At 55.2% G+C, this 13,003-nt stretch carries 26 protein-coding genes; all 26 read left to right on the plus strand.

The window, feature by feature from the left end; translation table 11 throughout:
• Window positions 1-8: 8 nt before the first annotated feature.
• The gene (tuf, locus tag RO22_RS17235) at window positions 9-1,202 is read left to right on the plus strand and encodes an elongation factor Tu (RefSeq protein WP_009288143.1); all 1,194 of its coding nucleotides are present in this window, start codon (window positions 9-11) and stop codon (window positions 1,200-1,202) included.
• Between the two features lie 159 nt (window positions 1,203-1,361).
• Entirely contained in the window at window positions 1,362-1,673 is a 312-nt protein-coding gene (gene rpsJ, locus RO22_RS17240) for a 30S ribosomal protein S10 (protein ID WP_007112007.1), read from the plus strand.
• A gap of 160 nt (window positions 1,674-1,833) precedes the next feature.
• Window positions 1,834-2,472 (plus strand): 50S ribosomal protein L3, encoded by a 639-nt coding sequence (rplC, locus tag RO22_RS17245; protein ID WP_009288142.1) that lies wholly within the window; start codon window positions 1,834-1,836, stop codon window positions 2,470-2,472.
• Window positions 2,473-2,487: 15 nt separating this feature from the next.
• A complete protein-coding gene (gene rplD, locus RO22_RS17250) occupies window positions 2,488-3,093 on the plus strand; it encodes a 50S ribosomal protein L4 (RefSeq protein ID WP_007112005.1) in 606 nt (201 codons plus the stop codon).
• A complete protein-coding gene (gene rplW / locus RO22_RS17255) occupies window positions 3,090-3,386 on the plus strand; it encodes a 50S ribosomal protein L23 (RefSeq protein ID WP_008959167.1) in 297 nt (98 codons plus the stop codon). Before rplD ends, rplW begins: the two co-directional genes overlap by 4 nt.
• Window positions 3,387-3,403: 17 nt before the next feature.
• Window positions 3,404-4,234, plus strand: coding sequence for a 50S ribosomal protein L2 (gene rplB, locus RO22_RS17260; RefSeq protein WP_008959166.1), 831 nt, complete (start codon window positions 3,404-3,406; stop codon window positions 4,232-4,234).
• A 33-nt stretch (window positions 4,235-4,267) separates the two neighbouring features.
• Entirely contained in the window at window positions 4,268-4,543 is a 276-nt protein-coding gene (rpsS, locus tag RO22_RS17265; protein WP_013330996.1) for a 30S ribosomal protein S19, read from the plus strand.
• 18 nt (window positions 4,544-4,561) lie between these two features.
• On the plus strand, window positions 4,562-4,894 hold the full coding sequence (gene rplV, locus RO22_RS17270) for a 50S ribosomal protein L22 (RefSeq protein WP_007112002.1): 333 nt from the start codon (window positions 4,562-4,564) through the stop codon (window positions 4,892-4,894).
• A gap of 10 nt (window positions 4,895-4,904) precedes the next feature.
• Entirely contained in the window at window positions 4,905-5,606 is a 702-nt protein-coding gene (gene rpsC / locus RO22_RS17275) for a 30S ribosomal protein S3 (RefSeq protein ID WP_009288141.1), read from the plus strand.
• 15 nt (window positions 5,607-5,621) lie between these two features.
• Window positions 5,622-6,035 (plus strand): 50S ribosomal protein L16, encoded by a 414-nt coding sequence (rplP, locus tag RO22_RS17280; RefSeq protein ID WP_007112000.1) that lies wholly within the window; start codon window positions 5,622-5,624, stop codon window positions 6,033-6,035.
• Window positions 6,035-6,226: a 50S ribosomal protein L29 gene (gene rpmC, locus RO22_RS17285; protein WP_007111999.1), complete on the plus strand. Its 192-nt coding sequence runs from the start codon at window positions 6,035-6,037 to the stop codon at window positions 6,224-6,226. The genes rplP and rpmC overlap by 1 nt, the downstream gene beginning before the upstream one ends.
• A 1-nt stretch (window position 6,227) precedes the next feature.
• Window positions 6,228-6,488 (plus strand): 30S ribosomal protein S17, encoded by a 261-nt coding sequence (rpsQ, locus tag RO22_RS17290; RefSeq protein WP_007111998.1) that lies wholly within the window; start codon window positions 6,228-6,230, stop codon window positions 6,486-6,488.
• A 49-nt stretch (window positions 6,489-6,537) separates the two neighbouring features.
• Window positions 6,538-6,909 (plus strand): 50S ribosomal protein L14, encoded by a 372-nt coding sequence (gene rplN / locus RO22_RS17295; protein ID WP_008959163.1) that lies wholly within the window; start codon window positions 6,538-6,540, stop codon window positions 6,907-6,909.
• A 14-nt stretch (window positions 6,910-6,923) separates the two neighbouring features.
• Window positions 6,924-7,238, plus strand: coding sequence for a 50S ribosomal protein L24 (gene rplX, locus RO22_RS17300; protein WP_007111996.1), 315 nt, complete (start codon window positions 6,924-6,926; stop codon window positions 7,236-7,238).
• Window positions 7,239-7,256: 18 nt separating this feature from the next.
• Window positions 7,257-7,796: a 50S ribosomal protein L5 gene (rplE, locus tag RO22_RS17305; RefSeq protein ID WP_007111995.1), complete on the plus strand. Its 540-nt coding sequence runs from the start codon at window positions 7,257-7,259 to the stop codon at window positions 7,794-7,796.
• 10 nt (window positions 7,797-7,806) lie between these two features.
• Window positions 7,807-8,112, plus strand: coding sequence for a 30S ribosomal protein S14 (gene rpsN, locus RO22_RS17310; protein WP_022520866.1), 306 nt, complete (start codon window positions 7,807-7,809; stop codon window positions 8,110-8,112).
• Window positions 8,113-8,144: 32 nt separating this feature from the next.
• Window positions 8,145-8,537: a 30S ribosomal protein S8 gene (gene rpsH, locus RO22_RS17315; RefSeq protein ID WP_007111993.1), complete on the plus strand. Its 393-nt coding sequence runs from the start codon at window positions 8,145-8,147 to the stop codon at window positions 8,535-8,537.
• A gap of 9 nt (window positions 8,538-8,546) precedes the next feature.
• Window positions 8,547-9,077: a 50S ribosomal protein L6 gene (gene rplF / locus RO22_RS17320; protein ID WP_009288139.1), complete on the plus strand. Its 531-nt coding sequence runs from the start codon at window positions 8,547-8,549 to the stop codon at window positions 9,075-9,077.
• 9 nt (window positions 9,078-9,086) lie between these two features.
• Complete coding sequence (gene rplR, locus RO22_RS17325; RefSeq protein ID WP_022520865.1) at window positions 9,087-9,437, plus strand: 50S ribosomal protein L18; 351 nt, start codon at window positions 9,087-9,089, stop codon at window positions 9,435-9,437.
• An 11-nt stretch (window positions 9,438-9,448) separates the two neighbouring features.
• Window positions 9,449-9,949, plus strand: coding sequence for a 30S ribosomal protein S5 (gene rpsE / locus RO22_RS17330; RefSeq protein ID WP_007111990.1), 501 nt, complete (start codon window positions 9,449-9,451; stop codon window positions 9,947-9,949).
• 6 nt (window positions 9,950-9,955) lie between these two features.
• Window positions 9,956-10,138, plus strand: a complete 183-nt coding sequence (gene rpmD, locus RO22_RS17335; protein WP_022520864.1) for a 50S ribosomal protein L30 — start codon at window positions 9,956-9,958, stop codon at window positions 10,136-10,138.
• Window positions 10,139-10,141: 3 nt separating this feature from the next.
• Window positions 10,142-10,576: a 50S ribosomal protein L15 gene (rplO, locus tag RO22_RS17340; protein ID WP_009288138.1), complete on the plus strand. Its 435-nt coding sequence runs from the start codon at window positions 10,142-10,144 to the stop codon at window positions 10,574-10,576.
• The gene (gene secY, locus RO22_RS17345; protein WP_008959155.1) at window positions 10,577-11,908 is read left to right on the plus strand and encodes a preprotein translocase subunit SecY; all 1,332 of its coding nucleotides are present in this window, start codon (window positions 10,577-10,579) and stop codon (window positions 11,906-11,908) included.
• Between the two features lie 64 nt (window positions 11,909-11,972).
• On the plus strand, window positions 11,973-12,086 hold the full coding sequence (rpmJ, locus tag RO22_RS24240) for a 50S ribosomal protein L36 (RefSeq protein ID WP_008959154.1): 114 nt from the start codon (window positions 11,973-11,975) through the stop codon (window positions 12,084-12,086).
• A gap of 123 nt (window positions 12,087-12,209) precedes the next feature.
• The gene (gene rpsM / locus RO22_RS17350; RefSeq protein WP_022520863.1) at window positions 12,210-12,566 is read left to right on the plus strand and encodes a 30S ribosomal protein S13; all 357 of its coding nucleotides are present in this window, start codon (window positions 12,210-12,212) and stop codon (window positions 12,564-12,566) included.
• Between the two features lie 39 nt (window positions 12,567-12,605).
• Window positions 12,606-12,992 carry a 30S ribosomal protein S11 gene (gene rpsK, locus RO22_RS17355; protein WP_007111985.1) on the plus strand — a complete coding sequence of 129 codons (387 nt, stop codon included), beginning with the start codon at window positions 12,606-12,608 and terminating at the stop codon, window positions 12,990-12,992.
• The last annotated feature ends 11 nt before the right edge of the window (window positions 12,993-13,003 follow it).

Genomic DNA, 13,003 nt, shown 5'->3' on the forward strand with positions numbered 1-13,003 from the left:
TTATAGCAGTGGCTAAGGAAAAATTTGAACGTTCCAAACCGCACGTCAACGTCGGCACCATTGGTCACGTCGACCACGGTAAAACGACTCTGACGGCGGCCCTGACCCGCGTGTCTGCTGAGGTTTTCGGCGGCGACTGGCGTGAGTTTGATACCATCGATAACGCTCCTGAAGAGCGTGAGCGCGGTATCACAATCGCTACTTCCCACGTGGAATACCAGTCTGAAGATCGCCACTACGCGCACGTTGACTGCCCGGGACACGCTGACTACGTCAAGAACATGATCACCGGTGCTGCGCAGATGGACGGCGCTATCCTGGTATGTTCTGCCGCAGACGGCCCGATGCCGCAAACTCGCGAGCACATCCTGCTGTCTCGTCAGGTTGGCGTACCGTTCATCGTTGTGTTCCTGAACAAAGCGGACATGGTCGATGATGAAGAGCTGCTCGAGCTGGTAGAAATGGAAGTTCGCGAACTTCTAGACCAGTACGACTTCCCGGGTGACGACACGCCGATCATCACTGGCTCTGCGCTGATGGCGCTGAACGGTGAAGATGACAAGGGCATGGGTACGACTGCCGTCGCTAATTTGATCAAAGCTCTGGATGCTTACATCCCTGAGCCGGAGCGTGCCATCGACCAGCCGTTCCTGATGCCGATCGAAGACGTGTTCTCTATCTCTGGCCGCGGTACTGTTGTTACCGGTCGTGTAGAGCGCGGTATCGTCAAAGCGGGCGAAGAAGTGGAAATCGTGGGTATCCGCGATACCACCAAAACGATCGTTACCGGTGTTGAAATGTTCCGTAAACTGCTCGACGAAGGTCGTGCTGGTGAGAACGTTGGCGCCCTGCTGCGTGGTACTAAGCGTGATGACGTCGAGCGTGGCCAAGTACTGGCCAAGCCGGGCACCATCAACCCGCACACTACCTTCGAAGCAGAAGTTTACGTACTGTCCAAAGAAGAGGGTGGTCGTCACACGCCTTTCTTCAAGGGCTACCGTCCGCAGTTCTACTTCCGTACCACCGACGTAACTGGTACCTGTGAACTGCCGGAAGGCGTTGAAATGGTCATGCCGGGTGACAACGTTCAGATGGTTGTTACCTTGATCGCCCCGATCGCAATGGACGAAGGCTTGCGCTTCGCTATTCGTGAAGGCGGCCGTACTGTCGGTGCTGGCGTTGTGGCCAAAATCGTCAAGTAAGCAGCATGCTTGAATGATGAAGGGGGCTCTGATGAGCCCCCTTTTCTGCGCACCAACAGCAAATGTTTGACATGGGCTTTTGGCGTGCCTATAATGCGCATCCTTTGAATGCGTGGGTAGACGGCTCGCGCCGTCGACATCCATTGGAGTTTAGGGCAAATGCAGAACCAAAAGATTCGCATTCGGTTGAAAGCTTTCGACCATCGCCTGATCGACCAGTCTACAGCGGAGATTGTTGAAACCGCTAAACGTACTGGTGCTCAGGTTCGTGGTCCGATTCCGCTGCCGACCAACCGCGAGCGTTACACCATTCTGATCTCACCGCACGTCAACAAAGATGCGCGTGACCAGTATGAGATTCGTACGCACAAGCGTGTGCTCGACATTGTTGAGCCGACTGAAAAAACTGTTGATGCTTTGATGAAGCTTGATCTCGCCGCAGGCGTTGACGTGCAAATCAAACTCAACTAATTACACTAGTCACTTGCGGCCCAGCGCTCATCGTTCTTTGTAAAGAGCTAGCATGAGCAGCAGCCGCCGCGCCGTGAGGCGCCATACAATGTGCTAGTGGAATGCTCTGGAAAGGGCAGCCATAGCGGGTGATAGCCCCGTACACTATAGGAGACTGAGTATGACTATCGGTTTAGTCGGTAAAAAGGCCGGGATGACCCGTGTCTTTACCGAAGACGGCGCGTCTGTGCCCGTAACCGTTATTGAAGTTGATCCTAATCGTGTTACACGCGTTAAATCTGTCGAGTCTGACGGTTACGCAGCGATTCAGGTCACATCTGGCTCTCGTAAAGCTAAGCACCTCACCAAAGCGCAAGCGGGTCAGTTTGCCAAGGCGGGTGTTGAAGCTGGTCGTGCACTGATGGAATTTCGTCTTGCAGAAGGCGAAGAGATTCCTGAAGTAGGCGGCGAACTCACCGTATCCCTCTTCGAAGCTGGTCAAATGGTTGACGTGACTGGCACCTCTAAGGGTAAAGGCTTCCAGGGTGCTGTTAAACGCTGGAATTTCCGTACCCAAGATATGACTCACGGTAACTCTCTGTCGCATCGCGCGCCGGGTTCTATCGGCATGTGTCAGACTCCGGGTCGCGTTTTCAAAGGCAAAAAGATGGCCGGTCAAATGGGTAACGCCCGTTGCACCGTGCAGAGCCTTGAGATCGTCCGTGTCGACGCCGAGCGTAACCTGCTGCTGATTAAAGGCGCCGTACCGGGTGCTCCCGGTAGTGACGTTATCGTTCGCAGCGCCGTGAAAGCAGGCTGAAGGGGATAATTACCAATGAATCTGAATCTTGCTGCAGGCGCGGGTACCGTTGAAGTAGCCGACGCCACTTTTGGCAAAGAATTCAACGAAGCGCTCGTTCACCAGGTTGTCACTGCCTATTTGGCGGCTGGTCGTCAGGGAACCCGCGCACAAAAGAGTCGTTCCGACGTTCGTGGCGGTGGTAAAAAGCCGTGGCGTCAGAAAGGCACCGGTCGTGCACGTGCCGGTACCATCCGCTCTCCGCTATGGCGTAGTGGTGGCGTAACCTTCGCGGCGCGTCCGCAAGACTACACCCAGAAGGTTAACCGCAAGATGTACCGTGCAGCGATGCGCTCCATCTTGTCAGAGCTGGTACGTCAAGAGCGTTTAGTCGCGATTGAAGAGTTCGTCGTCGATGCGCCTAAGACCAAGCAGGTAGCTGCCAAGCTAAAAGAGCTCAACCTTGAAAAAGTGTTGATCGTCACTGAAGAAGTTGACGAAAAGCTCTATTTGGCCGCACGCAACCTTCCCCACGTTGACGTGGTGGATGTCGCGGCAGCTGACCCGGTAAGCCTGGTAGCCTTTGATAAGGTGCTGATTACCGTCTCCGCCCTGCGTAAATTCGAGGAGAAGCTGGCATGAACCAGGAACGCGTATTTAAGGTTCTGCTTGGGCCGCACGTGACCGAAAAGGCCGCAATGGCAGCCGAGCGCAACCAGTACGTTTTCAAGGTGGCATCTGATGCTACCAAGCCCGAGATCAAAAAGGCCGTTGAAGCACTTTTCGGCAAAAAGGTCGGTAGTGTTCAGGTACTGAACATGAAGGGTAAAACAAAACGTACTGCGAACGGCGTTGGCCTGCGTAAGGGTTATCGCAAAGCGTATGTGACCCTGGCTGCGGGTGAAACGCTCGAAGACTTCTCTGGCGCCGAATAAGGGCAGGAGTACGGATAATGGCAATCGTCAAGACCAAACCCACTTCCGCCGGTCGTCGCCACGTCGTCAAGATCGTTGGCGAGGAACTGTTTAAAGGCCGTGCCTATGCACCGCTTTTAGAAAAACAGTCCAAGTCCGGCGGCCGTAACAACTACGGTCGTATCACCACCCGCCACGTGGGCGGTGGTCATCGTCACCACTATCGGTTGATCGATTTCAAACGCACCAAGGATGGCATTCCTGCCACCGTTGAGCGTCTTGAGCACGATCCTAACCGCAGTGCGCACATTGCGCTGCTGAAGTATGCCGATGGTGAGCGTCGTTACATCATTGCACCGAAAGGTGTCAGCGCGGGTGACGTGCTGGAATCTGGTGTTAACGCGTCAATCAAGAAAGGCAATGCCTTGCCGCTGCGCAACGTCCCGTTGGGTTCTACGGTGCACTGCATCGAACTCAAGCCGGGTAAAGGCGCGCAGATTGCTCGCAGTGCCGGTACAAGCGCCCAGCTGGTTGCTCGTGAAGGTAACTATGCCACCCTGCGTCTTCGCTCTGGCGAAATGCGTAAAGTGTTGGCCGAGTGCCGCGCGACCTTGGGTGAAGTGAGCAACTCAGAGCACAGCCTGCGTCAACTTGGCAAGGCCGGTGCGAAGCGCTGGAGAGGTGTGCGTCCGACTGTTCGCGGTGTCGCGATGAACCCAGTCGATCACCCGCACGGTGGTGGCGAAGGCCGCACCAGTGGTGGTCGTCACCCGGTATCCCCATGGGGTGTGCCGACTAAGGGTCACAAGACGCGTAAGAACAAGCGCACCGACAAGCTGATCATTCGTCGTCGTAATAAGACGCGTTGATCTACATTGCCAAGACATTAAGAGGTAACGGCTGTGCCACGTTCACTAAAGAAAGGTCCCTTCATTGACCTTCATCTTTTGAAGAAGGTAGAGGTTGCAGTGGAGAAGAACGATCGCAAACCGATCAAGACTTGGTCGCGTCGTTCTATGATCCTGCCCAATATGGTAGGCCTCACTATCGCGGTCCATAACGGTCGCCAACACGTCCCGGTGCACGTCTCCGAGGAAATGGTTGGCCACAAATTGGGCGAATTCGCTGCTACTCGCACTTATCGCGGGCATGCGGCGGATAAAAAAGCCAAACGGTAAGCCAGAGAGGATTGAGAGATGGAAGTCACAGCTAAGCTGCTTGGCGCTCGTTTATCCGCCCAGAAGGCCCGTTTGGTGGCTGACCAGGTGCGCGGTAAACCTGTCGCCGAGGCACTCGACCTGCTGACCTTCTCACCGAAGAAGGCTGCCAAGCTGGTTAAGAAGGTGCTGCAATCCGCGATTGCAAACGCGGAAGAAAATAACGGCATGGATATTGACGAGCTGCGTGTCTCGACCATCTGCGTCGATGAGGGCATGACGCTCAAGCGTATCAAGCCGCGTGCCAAGGGGCGTGCGGATCGTATCTTGAAGCGCACGTGCCACATCACCGTCAAGGTAGCCGAGAAGTAGGAGTCGACCGATGGGTCAGAAAGTCAATCCAACAGGCATTCGACTGGGCATCGTCAAAGACCATGCTTCTGTCTGGTATGCTGAGCGCGGCGCTTACGCCGATAAGCTCAATAACGATCTCGAAGTGCGTAGCTTCCTGGAAGAGCGTCTTAAAAGCGCCTCTGTTAGCCGCATCCACATCGAGCGTCCGGCGAACAATGCCCGCATCACCATTCACACTGCCCGTCCGGGTATCGTGATTGGTAAGAAAGGTGAAGATGTCGACCGTCTGCGTCGCGATCTCACTCAGATGATGGGCGTTCCCGTGCATGTGAACATCGAAGAAGTTCGCAAGCCGGAGCTGGATGCCAAGCTAGTCGCTGCTAACGTAGCGGGTCAGCTTGAGCGTCGCGTCATGTTCCGTCGTGCTATGAAGCGCGCGGTACAGAACGCAATGCGTCTTGGCGCTGGTGGCATCAAGATTCAGCTGTCAGGTCGTCTTGGTGGCGCTGAAATCGCACGTACCGAATGGTACCGCGAAGGTCGCGTTCCGCTGCACACGTTGCGTGCGGATATCGACTACGCCACTTACGAAGCTCACACCACCTATGGCGTTATCGGCGTCAAAGTGTGGATCTTCAAGGGTGAAATCCTCGGCGGTATCGAGGAAGTACGTGCCAAGGCTAAACAACAGCCTGCCGGCAACGCGCCCAAGAAGAAAGGTTCCAGGTAAGGGGAGAGCGAGTCGATGTTACAGCCCAAGCGTATGAAATTCCGCAAGATGATGAAAGGCCGCAACCGTGGCCTGGCGCATCGCGGAAGCAAGATCAGCTTCGGGGAATACGGCCTTAAAGCTACTGGTCGCGGCCGCATCACTGCGCGTCAGATCGAAGCAGGCCGTCGTGCGATCACACGTCACGTAAAGCGTGGCGGTAAAATCTGGATCCGCGTCTTCCCTGATAAGCCGATCTCCAAGAAGCCGCTCGAAGTTCGTATGGGTAAAGGTAAAGGTTCTGTTGAGTACTGGGTTGCCCAGATCCAACCGGGTCGGGTCCTGTATGAAATTGAAGGCGTGTCGGAAGAGCTCGCTCGTGAAGCGTTTGAGCTTGCCGCACAGAAAATGCCCTTATCCACCACCTTTGCGAAACGGACGGTGATGTGATGAAAGCCCAGGAAATTCGTGAAAAGTCCGCAGGAGAGCTCCAGGAGCAACTCCTCGAACTCCTCCGCGAGCAGTTTAACCTGCGCATGCAGAAGGCCACTGGCCAACTGAGCCAGACTCATCTGCTCAAGCAGGTCCGCCGGGATATCGCCCGCGTTAAGACTTTGCTCAACGAGAAGGCAGGTGATTGAGATGGCCGAAGAAAACACAAAGCGTACGCTCACCGGTAAAGTGGTGAGCGATAAGATGGACAAGTCCATCGTCGTCATGATCGAGCGGCGCGAGCGTCACCCGATCTACGGAAAATACGTTAAGCGCTCCACCAAGCTGCACGCCCATGATGAGGCGAACCAGGCTAAGGCAGGCGATACGGTTTCCATTCAGGAGTGCCGTCCGCTTTCCAAGAAGAAAGCCTGGACGCTGGTCGAGGTGGTTGAACACGCCAAGGGTTAATCCCAAGGCCTGTCAATCAGTGCAGTCAGATTAGGTTTGGAGAAAACCGATGATTCAGACTCAGACAATGCTGGATGTCGCCGACAACAGCGGAGCGCGCCGGGTGCAGTGCATCAAGGTGTTAGGCGGTTCACATCGTCGTTACGCTCGCGTTGGTGATATCATCAAGGTCACGGTTAAGGAAGCGATTCCGCGTGGCAAGGTCAAAAAAGGCCAGGTGCTAAAAGCGGTCGTGGTCCGGACCCGTAGTGGCGTCCGTCGTCCCGACGGTTCGCTCATCCGTTTCGATGGAAATGCGGCAGTTTTGTTGAATAACACCAACGAACAGCCCATCGGTACCCGTATTTTTGGGCCGGTGACTCGTGAACTTCGTAATGAAAAGTTCATGAAGATCATTTCCTTAGCGCCTGAAGTGCTGTAAGGAGCGAGGCGGATATGCAAAAGATCAAACGTGACGATGAAGTCATCGTCATCGCCGGGAAGGATAAAGGCAAGCGTGGCACCGTTAAGCGGGTATTAGAAAACCGCTTTTTGGTGTCCGGTGTGAACATGATTAAACGTCACACCAAGCCAAATCCCATGGCGGGTAATCAGGGCGGTATCGTCGAGCGTGAGGCTCCGATTCACGCGTCCAACGTAGCCATCTTCAATTCGGAGACCGGTAAGGCGGATCGCGTCGGCTTCCAAGTGAAGGAAGACGGTACCAAGGTACGTATCTACAAGTCGACGCAGACGCAGATCGACGCCTAACGCGAGTCGGGTAGCACAATGGCGAACTTGAAAGAACGTTATCAAAACGAGGTAGCAGCTCAACTCAAAGAAGAGTTCAGCTATGCCAACGTTATGCAGGTACCCCGGATCACGAAAGTGACTCTGAACATGGGTATCGGCGAAGCAGTCAACGATAAAAAGTTGATTGACAATGCCATCGGCGATCTAGAGAAACTCTCTGGTCAAAAACCGTTGGTGACCAAGGCACGTAAGTCCATCGCGGGCTTCAAGGTGCGCGAAGGTTGGCCAATCGGCATCAAGGTAACTCTGCGCGCTGAGCGTATGTGGGACTTCTTGGACCGTTTGGTTTACATCGCGATTCCCCGCGTGCGTGACTTCCGTGGTCTCAACCCGAAGTCTTTCGACGGTCGTGGTAACTACTCCATGGGTGTGCGTGAGCAGATCATCTTCCCGGAGATCGAGTATGATAAAATCGATCGCATCCGGGGGTTGGACGTCACTATCACTACGACCGCCAAAACCGACGAGGAAGGTCGTGCGCTACTAACCGCACTGAACTTCCCGTTCAAGAAATAGGGGCGAGATCATGGCTAAGAAAAGTATGGTAGAGCGTGAGCTTAAGCGTACTCAGCTGGTCGCGAAGTATGCGACCAAGCGCGCTGAACTCAAGAAGATCATCTCAGACGTGAACACGTCTGAGGAAGACCGCTTCGAGGCGACGCTGAAGCTGCAGCAACTGCCGCGCGACTCAAGCCCGGTGCGTCAGCGTAACCGCTGCCGTATCACCGGTCGTCCGCACGGTTTTTACAACAAGTTCGGCCTTGGCCGTAACAAGCTGCGTGAAGCCGCCATGCGTGGCGACGTTCCTGGGTTGAAAAAATCCAGTTGGTAACGCCACGTAGAATTATCAGGAGCGCACATTAAATGAGCATGCAAGACACTCTGGCGGATATGTTTACACGTATCCGCAATGCGCAGATGGCCACCAAGGAGACGGCTACCATGCCGTCCTCCAAGTTGAAAGTGCAAGTGGCCCGAGTGCTAAAGGAAGAAGGCTACATTGCCGACTTTGCGGTAGCGGAGGGCGCTAAGCCCGAGCTAACCGTAACTCTCAAGTACTTTGAGGGTAAGCCGGTCATTGAGCACATTCAGCGGGTTTCCAAGCCGTCCCTGCGCCGCTACATGGGCAAGGATAACTTGCCTAAGGTTGCCGATGGCCTGGGTATCGCGATTGTCACCACATCCAATGGTGTCATGACCGATCGTGCCGCGCGCCAAGCGGGTGTCGGTGGCGAAGTCATCTGCACCGTATTCTAGGAGGCTGGAATGTCCCGCATAGCGAAATATCCGGTTAAAGTGCCTGCCGGCGTTGAGATTAAAATCAATGCTGACCAGCTGACCGCCAAAGGCGGCCAGGGCACGCTATCTATGACCATCCACTCTGATGTAGTGGTCGGTCAAGAAGATGGCCAGCTGACCTTCGCCCCGAGTGAGTCTGCCAAGAGCTGGGCCATGGCCGGTACTACCCGCGCCTTAGTTCAGAACCTGGTAACGGGCGTATCCGAGGGTTTCACAAGAACTCTCGAAATTGTTGGCGTCGGTTATCGTGCCCAAGCTAAGGGCCAGACGCTCAATCTTTCACTGGGCTTCTCGCACCCGGTCGACTATGAACTGCCTAAAGGTGTCTCAGCGGAAACGCCGAAGAACACCGTTATCGTGCTGAAAAGCGCGGATAAGCAGATGCTCGGCCAGTGCGCCGCGGAAATCCGCGCCTTCCGTCCCCCTGAGCCGTATAAAGGCAAGGGTGTTCGGTACGCCGACGAGCAGGTGCGTCGCAAAGAAGCCAAGAAGAAGTAAGGCAGGGTTATGAACGCGAAGAAAGAATCTCGTCTCCGTCGTGCCCGCCGCGCTCGCGCAAAGATCCGCGAGCTGGGCGTGTATCGCCTGTGCGTCAACCGTACCCCGCGTCACATCTATGCGCAGATTATCTCGCCGGATGGTGGCAAAGTGCTAGCCAGTGCTTCTACGCTGGACAAAGTACTGCGCGAGGGTGCGACCGGCAACTCAGATGCGGCCTCTAAAGTGGGTGCTCTGATTGCTGAACGCGCTAAAGAAGCAGGCATCACCCAGGTGGCCTTCGACCGTGCTGGCTTTAAGTATCACGGCCGCGTCAAGGCGCTGGCCGACGCCGCACGTGAAGGCGGCCTGGAATTCTAAAGGGTTTTACGATGGCGAAGAACGAACAGCAAAGCGGTGATCTGCAAGAGAAGTTAGTGCAGGTCAACCGCGTCGCCAAGGTGGTCAAGGGTGGTCGTATTTTCGGCTTCACCGCACTGACCGTCGTTGGTGATGGTAAAGGTCGTGTCGGTTTCGGTCGTGGCAAGGCGCGTGAAGTGCCTGTCGCAATCCAGAAAGCGATGGATCAAGCTCGTCGCAACATGGTCAAGGTGAACCTTGCTGGCCATACGCTGCAGTACCCGGTCAAAGCCCGTCACGGTGCTTCCAAGGTGTACATGCAGCCGGCTTCCGAAGGTACCGGTATCATCGCCGGTGGCGCCATGCGCTCTGTATTAGAGCTCGCCGGTGTCCACGACGTACTGGCCAAGTGCTACGGTTCCACCAACCCGGTTAACGTGGTACGAGCGACTGTTAAAGGTCTCTCCTCCATGCAAGCACCGGAAGACGTGGCCGCCAAGCGCGGTCTGTCTGTCGAAGCGATCACGGGGTAAGGCACCATGGCAGCAACGATCAAGGTTACCCAGATCCGCAGCACCATCGGCATTATGCCCAAGCACAAGGCTACTATGAAAGGCTTGGGCCTGCGTCGCATCGGTCATACGGTTGAACTGGAAGACACCCCTGCCGTACGCGGCATGATCCACAAGGTGAACTACCTTGTGCGCGTTGAGGGAGAGTAATCCATGAAACTCAATAACCTAAGCCCGGCTCCGGGCTCCAAACACGCTGCAAAGCGCGTTGGTCGTGGCATCGGTTCCGGTCTTGGTAAGACCGGTGGCCGTGGTCACAAAGGTCAGAAGTCACGTAGTGGCGGCAGTGTTAAGCCCGGTTTCGAAGGCGGTCAGATGCCTTTGCAGCGTCGTTTGCCGAAATTCGGCTTTACGTCTGCAAAATCTCTGGTCTCTGAAGAAGTACGCCTGGCTGAGCTTGCTAAAGTTGCCGGTGGCGAAGTCACCCTGGCATCTTTGAAAGAAGCCAACGTGCTAAAGGACTCTACGCTACACGCGAAGATCATCCTTTCTGGCGAACTGAAAACGGCGGTTACCGTTCGCGGAATCAAGGTCACCAAAGGTGCCCGTGAAGCGATCGAAGCCGCTGGCGGCAAGGTAGAGGACTAAATGGCCAAGTCAGGAAAAATGCCGGCGATGGGCAGCGGTCTGAGTGAACTGTGGGCGCGTTTGCGCTTCGTGCTCCTCGCCATCGTGGTGTACCGTATTGGTGCCCACATTCCCGTTCCCGGTATCAATCCTGACCAGCTTGCTGCCTTGTTTAGGGAGCAACAGGGCACCATTCTGGGCATGTTTAACATGTTCTCTGGTGGCGCCCTGGAGCGCATGAGTGTTCTCGCCCTGGGTATAATGCCCTATATATCGGCGTCGATTATCATGCAGCTCATGACTGCGGTCTCCCCTCATCTTGAGCAGCTCAAGAAAGAGGGTGAGGCTGGCCGCCGCAAGATTAGCCAGTACACCCGCTACGGCACGGTGATACTGGCGTTTGTCCAGGCTACCGGCATGTCCGTCGGTCTGGCTAGCCAAGGCATCGCGTACAGTGCTGACTTCAGCTTCTATTTCACCGCCGTGATTACGTTTGTATCGGGCGCGGTGTTTATGATGTGGCTAGGTGAGCAGATTACCGAGAAGGGCATCGGCAACGGTATTTCGCTGCTGATCTTCGCCGGTATTGTCGCTGGACTGCCCAGTGCCGTGGGCCAAGCCTTCGAGCTTGCCCGTAATGAAGGGGCCTGGAATGTTCTGCCGCTGTTAGCGCTGTCAGTGTTAGGTATTGCGACTGTCGCCTTTGTGGTTTTCATTGAGCGCGGCCAACGCCGTCTCAAAGTTAATTATCCTCGGCGACAAGTGGGCAATAAGATGTATGCAGGGCAAAGTAGCTACCTGCCTTTGAAGGTCAACATGGCCGGTGTTATTCCGGCGATTTTTGCCTCCAGTATCCTGCTTTTCCCGGCCTCTATTGGTCAGTGGGTAGGTGCCGGTGAAGGTATGGAGTGGTTGCAGCGTGCATCTCAGGCATTAGGCCCAGGTCAACCGCTTTACATCTTGCTTTTCGCGGCGGCAGTGGTATTCTTCTGCTTCTTTTACACAGCGCTGGTCTTCAACCCCAAGGATGTGGCTGACAATCTTAAAAAGTCAGGCGCTTTCCTGCCGGGCATTCGCCCCGGCGAGCAGACCGCTCGCTATATCGACAAGGTCATGACACGTTTGACCCTGTTCGGTGCCTTGTATATCACTGCGGTTTCCTTGATGCCCCAGTTCTTGATTGTGGCGTGGAACGTGCCGTTTTTCTTCGGCGGTACCTCGTTGTTAATCGTAGTCGTGGTCATCATGGACTTCATGGCCCAGGTGCAGTCGCATCTCATGTCGCATCAGTATGACTCAGTGATGAAGAAGTCCAACCTGAAAGGCTACGGTAGCGGCGGTATCATGCGCTGAGGCGCCGTCCACCCCTATTTAGTTAGAGAGGGCGCGCCGCGAGCCGGTTTTTGGAGAAAGATCGATGAAAGTTCGAGCTTCCGTAAAGAAAATGTGCCGTAACTGCAAGATCATTCGTCGCAATGGCGCTGTCCGCGTCATCTGCAGCGAGCCACGGCACAAACAACGCCAGGGTTAATAGCCTGGGTTGTATTAAGCGGGTGCCAGCATACCCCTTGCCTTAGGGCAAATGATGGGGTATGCTGTTGCGCCTTTTGTAGATGAATAAACGAGCAAGCCGCTCAAATTTCGGAGTAAGCTGATGGCCCGTATTGCAGGCGTCAATATCCCGGACAACAAGCATGCGGCGATCTCGCTGACCTATATCTTCGGGATTGGCCGTACCCGTGCTGAGCACATCTGTGCTGCAGCCGGTATCGCGCCTACTGCCAAGATCCAGGATCTGTCTTCTGAAGAAGTCGACACCCTGCGTTCTGAAGTTGGCAAGTACACCGTAGAAGGCGACCTTCGTCGTGATGTCACGCTTAACATTAAGCGTCTCATGGACTTAGGCTGCTACCGTGGTCTGCGTCATCGTCGTAGTCTTCCGCTGCGTGGTCAGCGGACTAAGACTAACGCGCGCACCCGTAAGGGCCCGCGTAAGCCGATCCGCAAATAACACGCACGTTCTGGCGTAAAGACAGGAATAGACATCAACATGGCTAACCCGCGTAGTAACCGTAAAAAGGTTAAAAAGCAGGTAGTGGATGCGATTGCGCATATCCATGCCTCTTTTAACAACACGATCGTGACGATCACAGACCGCCAGGGCAACGCTCTTTCTTGGGCGACTGCCGGTGGTTCGGGTTTTCGTGGTTCTCGCAAGAGCACCCCGTTCGCTGCTCAAGTGGCAAGCGAACGTGCAGCAACTGCTGCAGCCGAGTATGGTGTGAAAAACGTAGATGTACTGGTTAAAGGCCCAGGTCCCGGTCGTGAATCCGCCGTGCGCGCACTGAATGCCGCCGGCTTCCGCGTGCAAAGCATCGTAGACGCGACGCCCATTCCCCATAATGGCTGCCGTCCGCCTAAGAAACGCCGCGTTTAAGGAGACAGATT

Source organism: Halomonas sp. KHS3 (assembly GCF_000830495.1).
GTDB classification, from domain to species: domain Bacteria; phylum Pseudomonadota; class Gammaproteobacteria; order Pseudomonadales; family Halomonadaceae; genus Vreelandella; species Vreelandella titanicae.

Bases quoted from the DNA above. Each gene is read 5' to 3' on its own strand.
- rpsJ (WP_007112007.1), top strand. From the start codon at position 1,362: ATGCAGAACCAAAAGATTCGCATTCGGTTGAAAGCTTTCGACCATCGC.
- rplC (WP_009288142.1), top strand. From the start codon at position 1,834: ATGACTATCGGTTTAGTCGGTAAAAAGGCCGGGATGACCCGTGTCTTT.
- rplD (WP_007112005.1), top strand. From the start codon at position 2,488: ATGAATCTGAATCTTGCTGCAGGCGCGGGTACCGTTGAAGTAGCCGAC.
- rplW (WP_008959167.1), top strand. From the start codon at position 3,090: ATGAACCAGGAACGCGTATTTAAGGTTCTGCTTGGGCCGCACGTGACC.
- rplB (WP_008959166.1), top strand. From the start codon at position 3,404: ATGGCAATCGTCAAGACCAAACCCACTTCCGCCGGTCGTCGCCACGTC.
- rplV (WP_007112002.1), top strand. From the start codon at position 4,562: ATGGAAGTCACAGCTAAGCTGCTTGGCGCTCGTTTATCCGCCCAGAAG.
- rpsC (WP_009288141.1), top strand. From the start codon at position 4,905: ATGGGTCAGAAAGTCAATCCAACAGGCATTCGACTGGGCATCGTCAAA.
- rplP (WP_007112000.1), top strand. From the start codon at position 5,622: ATGTTACAGCCCAAGCGTATGAAATTCCGCAAGATGATGAAAGGCCGC.
- rpmC (WP_007111999.1), top strand. From the start codon at position 6,035: ATGAAAGCCCAGGAAATTCGTGAAAAGTCCGCAGGAGAGCTCCAGGAG.
- rpsQ (WP_007111998.1), top strand. From the start codon at position 6,228: ATGGCCGAAGAAAACACAAAGCGTACGCTCACCGGTAAAGTGGTGAGC.
- rplN (WP_008959163.1), top strand. From the start codon at position 6,538: ATGATTCAGACTCAGACAATGCTGGATGTCGCCGACAACAGCGGAGCG.
- rplX (WP_007111996.1), top strand. From the start codon at position 6,924: ATGCAAAAGATCAAACGTGACGATGAAGTCATCGTCATCGCCGGGAAG.
- rplE (WP_007111995.1), top strand. From the start codon at position 7,257: ATGGCGAACTTGAAAGAACGTTATCAAAACGAGGTAGCAGCTCAACTC.
- rpsN (WP_022520866.1), top strand. From the start codon at position 7,807: ATGGCTAAGAAAAGTATGGTAGAGCGTGAGCTTAAGCGTACTCAGCTG.
- rpsH (WP_007111993.1), top strand. From the start codon at position 8,145: ATGAGCATGCAAGACACTCTGGCGGATATGTTTACACGTATCCGCAAT.
- rplF (WP_009288139.1), top strand. From the start codon at position 8,547: ATGTCCCGCATAGCGAAATATCCGGTTAAAGTGCCTGCCGGCGTTGAG.
- rplR (WP_022520865.1), top strand. From the start codon at position 9,087: ATGAACGCGAAGAAAGAATCTCGTCTCCGTCGTGCCCGCCGCGCTCGC.
- rpsE (WP_007111990.1), top strand. From the start codon at position 9,449: ATGGCGAAGAACGAACAGCAAAGCGGTGATCTGCAAGAGAAGTTAGTG.
- rpmD (WP_022520864.1), top strand. From the start codon at position 9,956: ATGGCAGCAACGATCAAGGTTACCCAGATCCGCAGCACCATCGGCATT.
- rplO (WP_009288138.1), top strand. From the start codon at position 10,142: ATGAAACTCAATAACCTAAGCCCGGCTCCGGGCTCCAAACACGCTGCA.
- secY (WP_008959155.1), top strand. From the start codon at position 10,577: ATGGCCAAGTCAGGAAAAATGCCGGCGATGGGCAGCGGTCTGAGTGAA.
- rpmJ (WP_008959154.1), top strand. From the start codon at position 11,973: ATGAAAGTTCGAGCTTCCGTAAAGAAAATGTGCCGTAACTGCAAGATC.
- rpsM (WP_022520863.1), top strand. From the start codon at position 12,210: ATGGCCCGTATTGCAGGCGTCAATATCCCGGACAACAAGCATGCGGCG.
- rpsK (WP_007111985.1), top strand. From the start codon at position 12,606: ATGGCTAACCCGCGTAGTAACCGTAAAAAGGTTAAAAAGCAGGTAGTG.